This is a genomic window from Roseateles albus (assembly GCF_028595345.1).
GTDB classification, from domain to species: Bacteria; Pseudomonadota; Gammaproteobacteria; order Burkholderiales; family Burkholderiaceae_C; genus Paucibacter_A; species Paucibacter_A albus.
The window spans coordinates 530,458-546,250 of the sequence record NZ_JAQQXT010000002.1 but is presented as its reverse complement, the minus strand read 5'-3'; the positions used below and the strand labels follow the sequence as shown (position 1 = coordinate 546,250).

General features: G+C 60.8%; 14 protein-coding genes. 3 read left to right on the top strand and 11 right to left on the bottom strand.

What is annotated here, in order from left to right; all coding sequences use genetic code 11:
* The coding region (locus tag PRZ03_RS05345; RefSeq protein WP_273599336.1) for a hypothetical protein at window positions 1-454 on the top strand (454 nt) is incomplete at its 5' end.
* Between the two features lie 120 nt (window positions 455-574).
* Here PRZ03_RS05345 and PRZ03_RS05340 read toward each other — a convergent pair.
* Complete coding sequence (locus tag PRZ03_RS05340; RefSeq protein ID WP_273599335.1) at window positions 575-880, bottom strand: H-NS histone family protein; 306 nt, start codon at window positions 878-880, stop codon at window positions 575-577.
* A gap of 64 nt (window positions 881-944) precedes the next feature.
* Window positions 945-1,976 (bottom strand): tyrosine-type recombinase/integrase, encoded by a 1,032-nt coding sequence (locus tag PRZ03_RS05335; RefSeq protein ID WP_273599334.1) that lies wholly within the window; start codon window positions 1,974-1,976, stop codon window positions 945-947.
* A gap of 469 nt (window positions 1,977-2,445) precedes the next feature.
* Here PRZ03_RS05335 and PRZ03_RS05330 point away from each other — a divergent pair, with 469 nt between their 5' ends.
* Window positions 2,446-3,987 (top strand): fumarate hydratase, encoded by a 1,542-nt coding sequence (locus PRZ03_RS05330; RefSeq protein ID WP_273599333.1) that lies wholly within the window; start codon window positions 2,446-2,448, stop codon window positions 3,985-3,987.
* Between the two features lie 24 nt (window positions 3,988-4,011).
* Here the strand turns inward: PRZ03_RS05330 and PRZ03_RS05325 are convergent, their stop codons facing one another.
* The gene (locus tag PRZ03_RS05325) at window positions 4,012-5,193 is read right to left on the bottom strand and encodes a hypothetical protein (protein WP_273599332.1); all 1,182 of its coding nucleotides are present in this window, start codon (window positions 5,191-5,193) and stop codon (window positions 4,012-4,014) included.
* 127 nt (window positions 5,194-5,320) lie between these two features.
* On the opposite strand from PRZ03_RS05325, the gene PRZ03_RS05320 reads away from it, so the two are divergent.
* Window positions 5,321-6,436 (top strand): HD-GYP domain-containing protein, encoded by a 1,116-nt coding sequence (locus PRZ03_RS05320; protein WP_273599331.1) that lies wholly within the window; start codon window positions 5,321-5,323, stop codon window positions 6,434-6,436.
* Window positions 6,437-6,494: 58 nt separating this feature from the next.
* Here the strand turns inward: PRZ03_RS05320 and PRZ03_RS05315 are convergent, their stop codons facing one another.
* The 8 genes from PRZ03_RS05315 to PRZ03_RS05280 form a co-directional block, all read right to left on the bottom strand.
* Window positions 6,495-6,908 carry an EVE domain-containing protein gene (locus PRZ03_RS05315; RefSeq protein ID WP_273599330.1) on the bottom strand — a complete coding sequence of 138 codons (414 nt, stop codon included), beginning with the start codon at window positions 6,906-6,908 and terminating at the stop codon, window positions 6,495-6,497.
* A 62-nt stretch (window positions 6,909-6,970) separates the two neighbouring features.
* A complete protein-coding gene (locus tag PRZ03_RS05310) occupies window positions 6,971-7,345 on the bottom strand; it encodes a VOC family protein (protein WP_273599329.1) in 375 nt (124 codons plus the stop codon).
* 80 nt (window positions 7,346-7,425) lie between these two features.
* Window positions 7,426-8,118 (bottom strand): helix-turn-helix transcriptional regulator, encoded by a 693-nt coding sequence (locus PRZ03_RS05305; RefSeq protein WP_273599328.1) that lies wholly within the window; start codon window positions 8,116-8,118, stop codon window positions 7,426-7,428.
* A 19-nt stretch (window positions 8,119-8,137) separates the two neighbouring features.
* On the bottom strand, window positions 8,138-10,957 hold the full coding sequence (locus PRZ03_RS05300; RefSeq protein WP_273599327.1) for an ATP-binding protein: 2,820 nt from the start codon (window positions 10,955-10,957) through the stop codon (window positions 8,138-8,140).
* A gap of 2 nt (window positions 10,958-10,959) precedes the next feature.
* Window positions 10,960-11,721 (bottom strand): hypothetical protein, encoded by a 762-nt coding sequence (locus PRZ03_RS05295; protein ID WP_273599326.1) that lies wholly within the window; start codon window positions 11,719-11,721, stop codon window positions 10,960-10,962.
* On the bottom strand, window positions 11,718-13,052 hold the full coding sequence (locus PRZ03_RS05290) for a hypothetical protein (RefSeq protein WP_273599325.1): 1,335 nt from the start codon (window positions 13,050-13,052) through the stop codon (window positions 11,718-11,720). The genes PRZ03_RS05295 and PRZ03_RS05290 overlap by 4 nt, the downstream gene beginning before the upstream one ends.
* A gap of 8 nt (window positions 13,053-13,060) precedes the next feature.
* Window positions 13,061-13,666, bottom strand: a complete 606-nt coding sequence (locus PRZ03_RS05285; protein ID WP_273599324.1) for a cold shock and DUF1294 domain-containing protein — start codon at window positions 13,664-13,666, stop codon at window positions 13,061-13,063.
* A gap of 115 nt (window positions 13,667-13,781) precedes the next feature.
* The gene (locus PRZ03_RS05280; RefSeq protein ID WP_273599323.1) at window positions 13,782-15,455 is read right to left on the bottom strand and encodes a DEAD/DEAH box helicase; all 1,674 of its coding nucleotides are present in this window, start codon (window positions 15,453-15,455) and stop codon (window positions 13,782-13,784) included.
* Window positions 15,456-15,793: the final 338 nt, after the last annotated feature.

Genomic DNA, 15,793 nt, shown 5'->3' with positions numbered 1-15,793 from the left:
CCTCAGGTGCATTCTCCTGATCTTGGCCAACATGCCCACGTTAATCACTCCTGATTCCCCGCTCAGCCTTGAGCAGGACAGTGTCGATACATGGGTCAGTTTTGCGCGATCGCGGCCCTTGCAGGTGGGTCAGTTTTCAGTGATCGCCAACAAACACGCCGCCAGGGAGACGCAGGTCATGGGAGATGAGCGCGTCTTCTTGCCCGACATTGAAGATGATCGCGTCTTCTTGCCCGATCTCGCTTCCGACGAATTTATCTACCAACTGATAATCCAGTTTTCCGAAGCCCACACGGGGAAGGTACTGCCTTTGCCTGTAGAACTAGAGAACCTAATGCGCCGCCTTATCAAGACAGGCGATTGGCGGTTATTGCCGAATATAGCTCTGCACTTTCAATTTGAGCTTGACTTTCGAAAGCAAGTCATGCCACCACCCCCTTCGTCGCCGGTATAAGTGTGAAAAAAAAGAAAACCCCCAACAGTCCTATTTCAAGACCGTTGGGGGTTTCAGTACAACTTGGAGAGTTTTTACTATGACAAACGATCCGCTATGACCCAGACCGTTCGATAGTATTTATACCGCGAAGTCTTCGATCTTAGCGCCCGCATCCAATTTTGCCTTCAACCAACGTGGCTTCAGGCCACGACCACTCCAAGACTCACCGGTTGCCTTGTCGACGTATTTGGCAGCAACAGCCTTACCACCAGCAGCCTTAGCGGCCTTGGGCGCACGACCACTCAGGTCACTAATAGACAGATCGAAATCAGCCATCAGAGCCTTAACTTGAGCAATAGCGGCTGAACGCTCCGCGTCTTGGGTCTTGGCAATTTCCGCATCAAGTGCAGCACGAGCGGCGATGAGTTCTTTAAGAGTGGACATTTGGGTTTTACCGGGGTTTGGTACAAAGGAAGTATCAACGCCAAGCATAACCCATATGGCCCTTTTATGCTTCCAAGATAGCAGCCGCCTTAATCGCTGCCGCAGTTGGAACAATTTGCGAGTAGACCATCGTAGAAGCAATGTTCTTATGGCCCAACATGGACTGCACTTCAACTAAAGATAGTCCACCCGCCAACAACCGCGTAGCAACGCAGTGACGCATGGTGTGAAGGGTAATCTTCCCTGCCGCTTCACTAATACCAGCCCTCTTCACCGCTGCATTGATCCACCGCGTATTGCATTTCTTGATCTTGCTGGGGAACACCCAACCACAAACCTCATGCTCAACTGCGCGGCGCTGCAAAGTTTCCCTGAGCTTGGCGGTCATCGTGATAGCACTATCAACACCATCCTTCAACCGCTTGACATGCACAACGTTGGCAGCGAAGTCCACCTGTGACCACTGCATACGCTGAACTTCATTCAGGCGACAACCCATCGACAACAAGCACACCAGTAAATCAACGTTGTCCTGCCGCTGTGCGATCTTGATGGGGTTACGGCCAGGGAAATTCACATTCGGATCAATGGCGTGGAACAACTTCTGCTCTTCGTCTTTGCTTAGAACGCGGAAGCGGGTTTTGACCTGTTTCATGCTCTTTAACTTGACACCAGAAGTCCAACCCTGCTCCTCACAAAAGTTCTGCAAGGCATTCCAGTAAACGATCAGCACCGCCAAAGTGTTGTGACTCAAACCCTCTGCCCTTCTCTTCGTCACCACGCTTTGAACTTCATATAAGGCCAATGAATCAATCCGCTTGTCGGGCAGCTTTTCGAAATGCTTCAAATGGGTAACGGCATTTGAATACCCACCACCTTGGCGTGTACTCAAGAACGCCTTAATGGCCGCATGTAAGTGCACGGGCTTCTTGCCACTAAACATAATTGACTGAACGGCATCATGTTCAATCTTTGCTGCGATCTTCTCCGCTAGCTTCAAATCTGATGTTCTGGTGCTTTGACGGATTTGGTGGCCGTTGACCATTTTGTTGAAGTGATAGATGCCATTACGCAGCGTCAGTGTGGGATGTGACATGTCAATTCCTTTGCCTTTTATTGGAGTGCTTCACGCACGAAACACCCTCTAGGCCTAGGTTGCATTCACATACTATTGAGATCAAGCAAAGACACTTCAACGCGGTTGCATGATTACTGCACGCCTTGCAACTGCCAATCTCAGCTATTCAAAAATCCCTCTATGGCTGCACAAAAAATAAGCAAACCTAACGTGCAATATTTTTAAACCTAACGTCGCAACTAAGTAAAATTTTCGTGTGCAAAATACGTGCTAAAAATAGCGTTGTTTTGTGCGCGAATTCAAGGGTTTACCCTTGGTCACAAACGCACTGTCACAAACGGTGTGCTTGCCTCAAAACGCGCGATTCAACAGCCCAGAAATTGACAACGGCACCGTTCAACAAAATGATGCTAAACAGTTGATTTGACAGGGAAAAAACAGTTTCCAATGCGTCATAATTTCAGCAGCAAAACAGCCCCTAAACACCATGTCTACTTCGATCAAATACAGCGACTTCGTTGAAAGCGTCGCCGGTGCGCTGCAGTACATCAGCTACTACCACCCGGCCGATTACATCGCCCATCTGGCGCGCGCTTACGAGCGCGAGCAGTCGGCCGCCGCCAAGGACGCGATCGCGCAGATCCTCACCAACTCGAAAATGTGCGCCGAGGGCCGCCGCCCGATTTGCCAGGACACCGGCATCGTCAATGTGTTCCTGAAGGTCGGCATGAATGTGCGCTGGGAAGGCTTCCCCGGCTCGCTCGAGGACGCGGTCAACCAAGGCGTGCGCCAGGCCTATAACTTCGCAGACAACAAGCTGCGCGCCTCGGTCTTGAACGACCCGATCTTCGAGCGCAAGAACACCAAGGACAACACGCCGGCGGTCATCAGCGTGCAGATCGTGCCCGGCAACACCGTGGACGTGATGGTCGCGGCCAAGGGCGGCGGCTCGGAGAACAAGAGCAAGTTCGTGATGATGAATCCGAACGACTCCATCGTCGACTGGGTGCTCAAGACGGTGCCGCTGATGGGTGCGGGCTGGTGCCCGCCCGGCATGCTGGGTCTGGGCGTCGGCGGCACGGCCGAAAAAGCGATGCTGATGGCCAAAGAGGCCTTGATGGAAGACATCGATATGTATGAACTGCTGGCGCGCGGCCCGCAGAACAAGCTTGAAGAGTTGCGCATCGAGCTGTACGAGAAGGTCAACGCTTTAGGCATTGGCGCGCAAGGTCTGGGCGGCTTGACCACGGTCTTGGACATCAAGATCAAGACCTATCCGACGCACGCTGCCTCCAAGCCGGTGGCGATGATCCCTAACTGCGCGGCCACCCGCCACGCGCACTTCGTGCTGGACGGCTCAGGACCTAGCTTCCTGGAAGCCCCGAGCCTGGACCTGTGGCCCGATGTGCATTGGGCGCCCGACTACAACAAGAGCAAGCGCGTCGATCTGAACGCGCTGACCAAGGCTGAGGTCGCGAGCTGGAAGCCGGGCGACACGCTCTTGCTCAACGGCAAGATGCTGACCGGCCGTGACGCCGCCCACAAGCGGATTGCCGATATGTTGGCCAAGGGCGAGAAGCTGCCGGTGGACTTCACCAACCGCGTGATCTATTACGTCGGCCCGGTCGACCCGGTGCGCGACGAGGTGATGGGGCCAGCGGGCCCGACCACCGCCACCCGCATGGACGGTTTCACCCGCATGATGCTGGAGCAAACCGGCCTGATCGCGATGGTCGGCAAGGCCGAGCGCGGGCCGGTCGCGATCGAAGCGATCAAGGACAACGGCTCGGCCTATCTGATGGCCGTCGGCGGCGCCGCCTACCTGGTGTCCAAGGCGATCAAGGCCGCACCGGTGGTTGGCTTTGCCGACCTGGGCATGGAGGCGATTTACGAGTTCGACGTCGTCGACATGCCGGTCACGGTGGCGGTGGACGCCGGCGGCACCAGCGCCCATATCACCGGCCCGGCCGAGTGGCAGCAGCGCATTGCCTCGGGTCAAACCTCGGTGATTCCGCTGCAGTCGGTCTAAGCGCAGACCAGCTTGGCGTCAGCGCTATCGCGGCGCCAACACAGGATTGTCGGGCTCGGGCTCGGGTCTCCTTGAGTCCGATCCCGCAGCCTCCGAAGCCGCCGCCAACAAAACCTGACTCGATGCCCGCACCGCGCGTATTTGCAGCGCGGCGCGCTGGCGCTTTTGGGCCTGCTCGGCCAGCACTTGGCTCAGCCTAACACCATATTTGAGCGACTGCTCCTGCTCTTTCAAGGCTTGGCAAAGAGCCATCGCTGTACGCAAAAAATCTTCGCGTTGCAGCGGATTCAGGGACACCGAGCGCATCGACAGCATTTCTTGCAAGCGCTGCTGCGCCGACGCCAAGTGGCCGCAGCGCAGATCCAACTCGCACAGCGCGTGGGCGGCCGAGTAATGCAGCACCTCCGAGCTTGAATCGGCCAAGAGTTGCAGACTGTCATGAAACAAACGGCCGGCCTCTTCAAAGCGCTGCGCATTCATCAGCGCATGGCCGACATTGAGCCGCAATATCGCGCGCTGCGCATCCGACATAAAGCTCATGTCCAGCAGGCTGTTGGCTTGCTGCGCCAGCGGCAGCAAGCGCATCGAACTAGCCTGCGCCAACAGCGTCTTGCCGCCGGCGAGTAACTCGTCAAATGCCAGCACCCCGGCCATCAAGGCATTGGCAAAGCAGCGCACCAGCGCCGGCCCATTGCCTGATTCTTGCGCCTTGAGCAAGGCCTGTTGATGGACCTGCTCCGCAGTCTCGAACTCGCCCAAATTGGCCTGCACATGGGCAAAAGTAGATAGAGCACTGGCTAGGCTTTCCAGCGGCGCGGCCTGGCTGGCCAACTCCAGCGCACGCAAGGCCAGCGGCAAAGCCTCTTCGGCCAAGCCCGCCGCGCAGGCCGCCAGCGCAGCCTGATTGAGCATGGCGACCTGGCCCGTGGCTTGATTCAATGCGGCGTAATGTTCGGCCGCCCGGATTGCGCAGTTGAAGGTTTGGTCAAACGCCCCATTGGCCCAGTGGGCCTCGGCCTGTAGGCGCGCTGCTGCCGCCGCACAAGGCTGGGCCCCCGCGCCAGAGCAACTCTGCTCCGCCAGCAAAGCGAGTGCCGCAGCCGCGAGCGGGCGCTCGCCGTCCAAAACCTGCTGCGCCTGTCTAAGCAGGTCATCGCATGTGGCTTTTACTTTGACGTCTGGCTCTCGGCGCTTGGGCGGGGGCATGGCGTGCCATTTATTAAAGTACTTCCCCTAATATACAAGGCTTGCGATATAAGATTCGGAAGTAGCAACAGACAGCGCTTTTGCGTTGTTTTTGAGTCCGAAATCATTCAGCCTGGTGGAAAAGCGAATGCCGTATTCCTTGCTTTCCGCAGTCAAACACCGAATTTCGGTCGGGCTAGGCTTGCCTTTCAATGTTTATAAGCAGGACGCCACCCTGCTGCTGGCGCGTGGCCAAGTCCTCAGCAGCCAAGCCGAACTTGACGCGCTGCTGCAACGCGGCGCCTTGGTTGATCTCGCTGATTTGCAGAGTCCTTGCGAGCTGATCCGCCTGGCCAGCCCCGAGCAACTGCCGGCCATCTGGCGCCAAAGCCTGCAAGAACTCGGCGCTGCGCTGAACGCCTCGAGCCGACCGGGTTTTGCCCAAGCGCTCGATGATGTGACGCCGGCGGTGCTGAGCTTGATCGAGCGGGACAGAGATTTAGCCATCTTCCAGATCATCAAAGCCACGGACAAAGCTTCAGTGCAATACGGCGTTAGGCATGCCCTGCACTGCGCGATCACCAGTTTCTTGGTGGCGCAGCGATTGGGCTGGTCGGACAGCGAGGCCCACAAAGTGTTCAAGGTCGCGCTGACCATGGATATCTCCATTCTGGAACTGCAAGGACAGATGGCGGAGCAGACCACGCCGATCACCCCTGCGCAACGCGCGGCGGTCCTCAGCCACCCCGAACGCAGCGAACAGATATTGGTCCTGTCTGGCATCACCGACAGGGAATGGCTGCTGGCGGTGGCCCGCCACCATGAGACTCCAGACGGCACCGGCTACCCCAAAGGCTGCCGGGAACCGGGGGATTTGGCGACGCTGGTGCAGCGGGCCGACACCTATACCGCCATGCTCAACCCCCGCCACGGCCGCGCCGCCATGGCCGCCGACAGAGCCGGCCGCATGATGTTTATGCAAGACGGCAGCCACCCCATGACCGCCGCACTGGTGAAGGAGTTTGGCCTCTACCCACCCGGCTGCTTTGTGAGGCTGGCCTCGGGGGAAACCGGGGTCGTGGTCAAGCGCGGTGCCAGCGTGATGACGCCCATCGTGGCTGCGCTGAGCTCCCCCTTCGGCACAAGCCTTGCCCATCCGATTCGCCGCGACACCGCCGAGCGCGGCTACTGCATTCACGCGGTGCTCGGTGATCACGGCCAACTCGAACGGCTCCCTTCTGATGCGCTGATGACTCTGGCTTGAGTATTCTTCGCTCAAAGCAGCGGGGCTTGCGGCGACGCCGGACAAGTGCCCATGACAGCTACAGCAACATTTCAGCGGCGATCAAATCCATATCGTGCGCGGCGACTTCGAGCAAGCCGAAACGCAGCCGGTAGCCCCAATTTTTCTGCCCACGCGCAAACTCCAGCCGCTCCAGCAAGGGCTGTATCGGCAAGTCCCGACTAGGCCGCCACACCACTTCACGCCGAAACGGCACAAAGCCTGCGCCCATATCAAAAGCATAGGGTGAGCCGCCCGCGACTTCACCCAGGGCGGTGAAGGCCTGCAGCCTGTCTTTGCCTCCAAACTCGGCGCTGGGTGAGTAATAGACCACACGGTCACCAGGCCGCAAGCGCTTGAGCGGTGCGGCCTTGCCATGGCAGACCTGCATAAAGCCCTCTGCGCGCCCGCGCCGTACATGCTCGGCACTGGCCACCGCGATCCAATTCTTCACGGGTCTCCTTGGACGCGCTGCCAGCGACTCAAAGCCAGGCAGGCTGGTGTTGAGCGCCAACATTACAGATGGGGCGCGAAGGCGCGCAGTCGGTGACCGTCGGGATCAAGAGCCGTGAAGGTGTAGCCGAAGTCCATGGACGTCGGCGATTGAATGATGGGCAAGCCGAGTGCAATCCACGCGCCATGCAAGCCGTCAAGGGCTGGCCGGTCAGGCAGGGCAAAGGCCAACTCGCTGGTGGCCGCTGCGGTGCCGGGCTCGACCAGCGGCTCCACGGTATGGCGCGCCCACAAGCCCAGCATCAGCCCGGCGTCCAGCGCGAACAGCGCAAAAGTGGGCGAAGCCTCGATAGGCTCCCGGCCAAGCAGCCCAGCATAAAAGGCTGCGCTCTCGAGCGGGCTGCTGACATAGAAAAGAATGAAATTGGGCTGCGTCATGGTGATGAACTTTGCGCTGTCTGGTTGATAACAAGCGTTCATCGTAAAAATCGGCAGTGTCAATTTCTGACAGCAGCAAGCTACTGCGGCGCGATTCCTTCAAGCGCCCGCCACTCGGCCAATAGGGCCTGCCGCGAGCGTGGGTAGCGGATCGAAGACACCGTCATATTGCCGATCCGGTCAACCCTGAAGTTACGGATGGCCTGGCGCATTTCGCACCAAGCCACCAAGACACGCGCCGAATCAAAAAAACCCAAAGCAAACGGCCAAACCACTCGTTCGCTGGCTTGACCCTTCAGGTCTCGATATTGCAGCGTCAGCTTGAGCTCATTGCGCATCGCCGACCGCAAACGGGCCATCAACTGCTCAGGCCCGGACAGTGACTCACCGGGCCCCACCAGCAAGGCAGAGCTGTCCAACTCGTGGCGCAACTCGGCCGGCAAGACCGCCGAAATCTTCGCCAATGCGCTGCGTGCGGCGTCGGCCAATTGGGCGTCGTCGCTGCGCCCGGCAACCCAGCGCGAGCCCAGCACCAGCGCCTCCAGCTCATCCGCCTTGAACATCAAGGGCGGCAGCGTGAAGCCGGGCTTCAAGACATAACCAACGCCCGCCTCGCCTTCGATCTGTGCGCCTTGCGCTTGCAAGGTGGCAATGTCGCGATAGAGGGTGCGCAGGCTAACGTCCATTTGCTGCGCCAGCGCCGCGCCCTGAATCGGATGACGATGACGGCGCAGCAGTTGCAAGAGTTCCAGCAAGCGGGCAGCGCGCGACATGCAGATTGCTCGCAGTCTTTCAGTCGTAAATCGACTTCTCAGGCCGGCGCGCCAGCACCGCGATCGGCGGCGCCCAACGCTCGCCCCTGCCCTTTTTACTGGTCACCAGCGTGATCTCGCTGGGCTCGAAGACCTCAACGTTGTGGGTGATCGGCGTGGTCAGCAAATACTGCGCACGGGTCGAACGCAAGAAGTGGCCGACCAGCTGAATATTGCGCACGTCCAGGTGGGCAAAGGGCTCGTCGATGAAAACGAAGCCGCCGGGCGAGTCGTCGTCTTTCATCAAGCCAACCAGCAAAATCAGGCTCTTCAAAACCTGCTGGCCGCCCGAAGCTTCGCCGTCATTCAAGCCCACCTCACCCTTGCCGTCGAAGTTGAACTTGACCTGTAGGCCGGCCTGCGCCAACACCATATCGTCGTTGTCCAGATGCGGCAGCTCGGCCACGGCGATGACGCCGGCCAACTCGCCCAATTCCTGCACATTCTTTTTATAACGCCGCACCGTGGCACGCAGCACATCGATATAGCGTTCACGCGCATTGAAGGCGGCGATGCGGGCCATCTCGTTGCTGGCGCGCCTGTCATCAAGCTGAGTAGTTTGCTCCAGCACCGCCACACTCATGCGATGGTGGCGCTCTTGCACTTGCGGGTCGGTTTCCCAGACGCCGCGCTCCAACTCCGCCTGCACATGCCGGCCGGCTATCTCGGCCTGCTTGGCATTCTCGAATTCATCACGCAAGGCCTGCAGCGTAGCCGCTTGAATCCAAGCGGCGGGGAAGCGCGCGCGCGCCTCGCGAGAGGCCTTGGCCTGCGCTTTAAGGTCTTGCAGGCGGGTGTTGTGCTCGCGCTCGGCCCGGCCCACATTTTCTTCACTGGCCTTCAGGCTGAGCTGCGCCGCCTCGTAATCCCGCTCGCTGCGGCTTTGCGCGGTCAGCGCCCGGTCGTGCTCGGCCTCCAGCGCCGTCATACGGCTTGAGGCTTCGGCGCGAGCTTGACGCAAGGCCGGCAAGCGGCTGCGCGCCGCCGCGAACTCATCGGCCCTATCGCCCAATTCCTTGGCCGCCTTGTGGCCCTGCGCGGCGCGCTGCGCATCTTTGAACTGGCGCTCGACTTCGGCCTGCTCCTTGGCCAAGCGGCTCAGTTCAGCGTCATAGCGAGCCAGCTCGCTCTCCAGCGCCTTGCGCCGACTCTCCAGCGCAGACACACCGAACTGGAAGTCACGCGGCTCAACCCAGAGGCTGCGGCCACCGCGGGCATCGCGGTAGTAGGCATCCGGTGTGATCCACTCCCCGCCAGTCTTGGCGCCAGCCTCGGTATCCTTGACGCGCCGAATGCCGCCCAACTGGCGCAAGAGCCAACCTGGCAGCTTGGCATTGATCTTCAACGCAGCCAGCACCGAATCGGGCGGTGCAGTGGCCGGCGCGCTCTCGCCCTCGGCCACCACATAATGCCGATATCGTTCACGCGAAGCCAGCGCAAAAGCATGGGCCTCGTCACCTGGGCGGGCTAACACCACCACCCAGCGGGACGGGCGCAGCAAGCCTTCCGCTGCGGCTCGCCAGGCCTCATCGGCAATGTCGATGCAATCGGCCAAGACATGATGATGAATACCGGCATCATCGAGTGCCCGCCTGAAGCGCGTCACTTCAACCGGTGGCGGTGGCAGGCGCTGGCCGCTGAGGCCTTCGAGTGCCGCCTGCGCTTTCTTGCTCTGGTCATTGGCGCGGGTGAAGCTCTCGCGCAAGCTGTGCTGGCGGCCGCTCAGGTCCTCGACCCGCTGCGCCAACTCTTGGGCGTCGGTCTCGACGGCGGCCAAAACCTTCAACTCCTCCTCGCGCTTGGCCAAGAGTTCCATCGGCCGCTCGGCCTCGCGCGCTGCGTCAAAGCTGCTGCGGTTGTGCCGCCGCTCTTGCTCCAGCTCGGTCAGACGCTGCTTGGCCTTTTGCGATGACTCAAACAAAGCATGCAGCTCCGCGCGCTTGGCCGTCTGCGCGCGCGCGTCGGCGCCGGCAAACAGGCGATGCCGGTGCAAGTCACGCAGGCCTTGCGCGGTGCGCGCTCTGGCCTCGCTCCATTGCAAAACCGGCAACACTTCCGAGGCAATGCGCTCGCGCTCGCGCAGGCGCAGCTGGTACTGCTGATAGCTGGTGACGCGGTTGGCAAGATCGGACAGCTGCGCCTGGGTGTGCGAGAGCTCGTGGCCGGCCTGCTCCACTTCCTTGAGCAAATGCTGCTGATGGCTGCGCGCCTGGTCGTAGCGGTCCAGCACTTCCTGGTCACCAAACACCTCGAACACCAGGCGAAGCAATTCCTTGGGGCTAAGCTCACACAGGCGGTCGGTCTGGCCCTGCTCCAGCGCGAGCACCCGGCCGATCGCACGTGTCAGACCGGCGGCCTCCAGGCGGCGGCGCCAGGCCTCGATACCCATCCAATCCTTCTCGCCATGCTCGGACAATTGCTCAACCGTCTGCACGCCCTCACTCATCATGTAGCGGCGCTGCCAATCGCCGCCATGGCGCTCAATACGGCAGGCCAAGGTGACCTGATCCGAATAGATCAACGAACTGGCAAAGGGGCGCGAACTGTTCTGGCGGCCGCGCGGGCGGTTGTCCACCAAGGCCCGCAGCCAGGCGGTTTCGGCGTTGGCGTGGCGGGCATAGGTCTTGTAGGTGCGCCCGCCCGAGCATTCCAGGCCCAGCAGCGTGCGCATCGCATCCAGCAGCGTCGTTTTGCCCGAGCCATTGGGCCCGGCGATGGTGATGATGGCGCCGTCCAGCGGCATGGTGACGCGCTGGCAATAGTCCCAGTGCAGCAGTTCCAGAGATTGCAGATGAAACATGGTCAGTCTTGCTCGGGCGTTATTGTTGTTGTTTCTTCCAGGCCTTCGTCCACGGCTTCTTCGACCACTTCGTCTTGCGCTTGCCGCTGTTTGGCGATTTGCGCAATGGCAGGCGCGGCCAAGACGTCAGTCGTGCGCGCCAGCACATCGGCCAGCGCACCGTCCAGGATGCGCGGCGCCAGTGTGTCGTAGTCCAACAGCAAATCGAGCAACGGGCCTTCGGCGATGTCTTCGCCGCGCCGCGTGATGAAGCCGTTACGCTCCAAGAGCTTCAAGTTGGAATCCAACCGCATCTTCTTGCCCAGCTGATTGCCGAAGTCGACCAGCAAGCTGCGGTAAGACAGGGTCGGGCTGACGCTGGCGGCCGTCGGCAGCGGCTTGTCGGTGGCGAACATTTCGTTCTGGCCCGCTTCCTTTGCATCGGCGCGCGCGACCTGGCGCTGGCGCTTGGGCAAGACGATCAGCGACCACAAAATCACCAGCAGCGCGACGCCGTCACGCGGCAGATCGAGGTTGTTGTTTGCCGCCAAGCCCGTCTCACCAAACACCGCCACCTCGGCCGGACGCAGCATGGCCACGCTGATGTGATCGGCGTAGAGGTTGTCGATCACGCGCAAACCCACCGCCGCGAGCCGCTCGCTCAGCGCCGTCCAGACATCGGTATCGATCAGCGCCCGGCGCACCAGCGGGTGGCTGCGCGGCAGCCAGCGGCGCGCCAGCAATTGCGCCGCCAGCGCGGCCGCATCATCAAGAGCTGCGCTCATGCTTTATCTTCCTCATTCATTGACTCACCCGTGGATGCATCCTGGCCGCTGGCTCGCAGCACGCCTCGGCTCATCCAGCGTATGTATTCGTCATCGATCGGCCCCTGCTCCACGCCCCAATGCACGCGCCAAGGTTGGCGCGCCATATCGCCGGTCGCACCCACCAAGTGCTGAGCCTGCGGGTCGCCCAGCAAGGGCAACAATTGCGCCCGGTAAGACGCGCGCGCATAACTGCCCCCCAACACGGCAGGGGCCAGGTCTTGCTCCAGCTCGCCGGCCTCGGCCCAGCGGTTCAACAAGGCCTGCATCAAGCCCATCTCGGGCGGCAAACTCATCACCGCCAACTCACCCTCGGGTGCGGCCTGAGCCGTCGGCAGCGGCTCTGCCTCCTTCGGCTTGGGCCGATCTCGTTCGAATTCGGCCTCGGCCTGGTCCAGCAGTTCATGCTGCGACACCAAGACCGGATGAACCGGGCGCGACAGCGCGCCTAAAGACAGGTTCTCCAGAAAATGCACGCTCTGCAGCCAGCGCCGCACATCTGTCGTCGTGATACCGGTCGAGCCCAAGGTGACACGCTGGCGGTCGGCCTGCTGCAGCGCCCGGTTGAACTGGCTGGCCATGGCCAACAGCCGCGCCTGAGCCAGGCCCAACTCTCGCGCCAAGCGCTCTAATTTGGCGTTACCTTGCTCTTGCGCCTGCACCATGATGGCGGTCAGCGCTTCGCTGGCCTTTGCGACCAGACTCAAGGCCTTGCCGAAGCGCTGGCGGGCGCGGCGCAGATGGAACTCGGAGCCGCTCGCGATCGCGTCGGCAAATTCGTCATAAAGCCGGGACAGCTGAGCCTGCAGATGCTGCAGCTGCGCCGGGTCCAAGGTACCGAGCTGATGGGCGCCGGCCACATTGGCCAGCAAGGCGGTCAGGTCGGCGTCTTGGCCGACACTGGTGATCAGCGGCGTCAACACGCCCAGCAACTGCTGCGCCAAGGGCGTCACGCTGTATTGCTGATTAGAGCCGTCCCACAGCAACAGATCGGCCTCGCGGAAACGCTTGAGCACCAACTCCAGCGGCTCATCGCGCAGCATATGGAAATGCTGGTTGAAGACCTCGCGGCTGATCCGCGAGGCCGGCATCGCCATCACCTCCAAAAACACCCAGACACGCAGCTTGACCAAGCTGGCCGGGCCGTGAAAGAGCGCACGCAAGCCGGCCGTCAGGCCTTCTTGGCGCTCCAGCTGCCACAAAAGTTGCGCCTCACTGGGAGCAGCCGCATCGCGAAAATAATCTTCAAAGCGAGCTTCGTCTTCGCTCGCTGGGTTTGGGTTCTCCCGCATGGGTGTGATTATCCCTGCAGTACGCTTAGCAACTGCCTCAGCAGCGGCGTGGCCAGCAGAACAAAGCACAGCACATTGATGCCCACCGTCAGCCAAAACCGGCGCAAAAAGGCAGGCTTGGCTGATTTGTGGCGCAGTAGCTGCTGTGCCAACAAGGCGCCTGGCCAACCGCAGGCCAGCGCGAGCACATGCAAAGTGCGCTCAGGCACACGGGCCTGCATTTTGAAAGCCGCTCGCTTATCACCGGCATAGACAATAAATGTCGCCAAGCTCATCGCCATGTAAGCGCCCCACAGGCCCGCAGGCAAGGGCCAAAGCAGATGGCAAGTCAGGTAGAAAGCGGCAAAGGCGGGAATCAAATACAAGCTGCTAAGCGATTTGTGGGCCGGGCGTACGCTGACGGCGACCTTGCTGACCCGCACGTTCACGGCGCGTCTTTTGCCCTGAGCGTCCTGCCCTAACTCGTAAGTCAAGGCCTCCCCGGTCAGGGGCCGCTCGGCGCGCAGGCCGAAGTCCTTGATATGAACAAACAGTTTGGCCTCACCGCTCGCCGGGCTGATAAAGCCATAGCCCTTGGCATCGTCCCACTGTGTCAGCTGACCTTGTTGCCTCATTGCAATCGATGCTGAAATGATGTTGTCCCAATGAAAAAGCCCGCTGCAGAGCGGGCTTTCTTCTTCTGCTGCTTGACCGAGCGCGTTTTGAGCGCGCCGCCGTCAAGAGCGGATATTAACGACCGAAGCCGCTGCGACGTGGGCCGCCACTTGGAGGGCCGCTACGCTTTGGGCCGCCTGGGCCGCGCGACTCGAAACCACCACCGGCTGGGCGACGGTCTTGACCGAAGCTTGGCTTGCCGCCGAACGATGGCTTGTTGTCGCCAAAGGCTGGGCGGTCATTGCGGGGTGCGAAGTCACCGCGTGGTGCGAAGTCGCCACGTGGAGCGAAGTCACCGCGTGGTGCGAAACCGCGATCATTGCCACGATCAGCAGGAGCGCGATCGAACGATGGACGGCTGTCCTGACGGAAGTCACCGCGTGGCTCGAAGCCGGCCGGACGGCCGCCTTCACGAGGCTGGAACGGCCGACCGGCGCCGCCACCAAAACTCTTACCGCCGCCGAAGCTCTTGTTGCCGCCAAAACCTGGCTTACCGCCCCATGCAGGACGCGCACCGCGGTCTTCAAAACCACCCGCACCGGCTGGCCGTGGCGGGAAGATGCGTGGCTCTTGCGACTTAGGCTCCAAACCTTCGATCTGCGCGGCCGGGATTTGTTGCGTGGTGAACTGCTGAATGCGGCGAATCATCGACACATCGTCACGCGTGGCCAGCGTCACCGCCAGACCAGCGCGGCCGGCACGGCCGGTACGGCCGATACGGTGCACATAGTCCTCGGCCTTCATCGGCAGACCGTAGTTGATCACGTGGGTGATGGTCGGCACGTCGATACCGCGAGCGGCGACGTCGGTGGCAACCAGAACCTTCACTTCACGACGGCGCAAAGCCATCAGCACACGGTTGCGGCGACCTTGTGGCATGCCGCCGTGCAGAGGCGCGACCGAGTGGCCGAGTTCCTGCAGACGCTCAGCCAACCAGTCAGCATCGCGCTGGGTGCTGGTGAACACCAGAGCCTGGTCAACATCCTTGTCGGCCAGCAAATGCTCAAGCAACTGGTCCTTGTGGTTGTTGTTATCGGCCCAGTGCAGACGCTGGGTGATGTTCTCGTGGGTGTCGGTGTGCGAAGCGACATCGATGCGCATCGGATCGCGCAGCAGTTCTTGCGCCAAGCGGCCCACGTGACCGGCAAAGGTCGCGCTGAACATCACGGTTTGACGTGTGGCGGGGATGCGATCGGCGATGGTCTTGATGTCGTCGATGAAGCCCATGTCCAACATGCGGTCGGCTTCGTCGAGCACCAGCAATTCGACATTGTCCAGCACCGCACGGCCCGACTGCATATGGTCCAGCAGACGGCCAGGGGTGGCGATCAAGATGTCAAGCGGGCCACTCAATTGCTTCAACTGCAAAGCGTAAGGCATGCCACCCAGGACGGTGGACAAACGCAGGCCCGGCACATAGCGGCCGTAGGTCTGAGCGGCCTTGGCAACTTGCATCGCCAGTTCGCGGGTTGGGCAGAGCACCAAAACCTTGGGGCCTTGGACCTTGCGGCGGCCTTTTTCGTCCAGCACAGGAGCGCTTGGGTTGGCACGGCTTTCCAGCACTTTTTGCAGCGCGGGCAAGATGAAGGCGGCGGTCTTGCCGCTGCCGGTGCGCGACGACACCATCATGTCCAGGCCCTTCAGGCCGGCAGGAATCGCCAATGCTTGTACTTCGGTGGCTGTCTCGTAGCCGGAATCTTTAACAGCGCGCAACAGGGCTTCTTGGAGGCCTAGATTTTCAAAACTCATGTATTTCTTTCAACAATGCCGTGCCCCGCTCGCAAAATGCAAACGAACACACGCACCCGATGCGCCGCAAAATTTTGCGCATCAAGCCAGTAAAGTCGCTGGGAGAAAGCTCGCGTCGTGCACCGGGCCTTGTTGAGTCGGCAAAAGCATGCCGAGAGGTGCCAGGTGCGGCGCCGGGGGAACAGTCAAAGCGACGGCATCGCCGCCGACCGAACCCGAGGGGTGTTCAGCGCTTCACCCTGGAGGGGTGCACTGGCGCCGCACGATGAGTGTGGGCCGGTGTCACTGCGCGCAATCCTGTGTTTCGGATTGGGCAGCTGCCTGAACGGAGGTCAGAG

Coding starts and splice junctions, on each gene's coding strand:
- PRZ03_RS05310 (WP_273599329.1), bottom strand. CDS start 7,345: ATGACGCAGCCCAATTTCATTCTTTTCTATGTCAGCAGCCCGCTCGAG.
- PRZ03_RS05325 (WP_273599332.1), bottom strand. CDS start 5,193: ATGCCCCCGCCCAAGCGCCGAGAGCCAGACGTCAAAGTAAAAGCCACA.
- PRZ03_RS05340 (WP_273599335.1), bottom strand. CDS start 880: ATGTCCACTCTTAAAGAACTCATCGCCGCTCGTGCTGCACTTGATGCG.
- PRZ03_RS05335 (WP_273599334.1), bottom strand. CDS start 1,976: ATGTCACATCCCACACTGACGCTGCGTAATGGCATCTATCACTTCAAC.
- PRZ03_RS05300 (WP_273599327.1), bottom strand. CDS start 10,957: ATGTTTCATCTGCAATCTCTGGAACTGCTGCACTGGGACTATTGCCAG.
- PRZ03_RS05285 (WP_273599324.1), bottom strand. CDS start 13,666: ATGAGGCAACAAGGTCAGCTGACACAGTGGGACGATGCCAAGGGCTAT.
- PRZ03_RS05290 (WP_273599325.1), bottom strand. CDS start 13,052: ATGCGGGAGAACCCAAACCCAGCGAGCGAAGACGAAGCTCGCTTTGAA.
- PRZ03_RS05305 (WP_273599328.1), bottom strand. CDS start 8,118: ATGTCGCGCGCTGCCCGCTTGCTGGAACTCTTGCAACTGCTGCGCCGT.
- PRZ03_RS05295 (WP_273599326.1), bottom strand. CDS start 11,721: ATGAGCGCAGCTCTTGATGATGCGGCCGCGCTGGCGGCGCAATTGCTG.
- PRZ03_RS05330 (WP_273599333.1), top strand. CDS start 2,446: ATGTCTACTTCGATCAAATACAGCGACTTCGTTGAAAGCGTCGCCGGT.
- PRZ03_RS05320 (WP_273599331.1), top strand. CDS start 5,321: ATGCCGTATTCCTTGCTTTCCGCAGTCAAACACCGAATTTCGGTCGGG.
- PRZ03_RS05280 (WP_273599323.1), bottom strand. CDS start 15,455: ATGAGTTTTGAAAATCTAGGCCTCCAAGAAGCCCTGTTGCGCGCTGTT.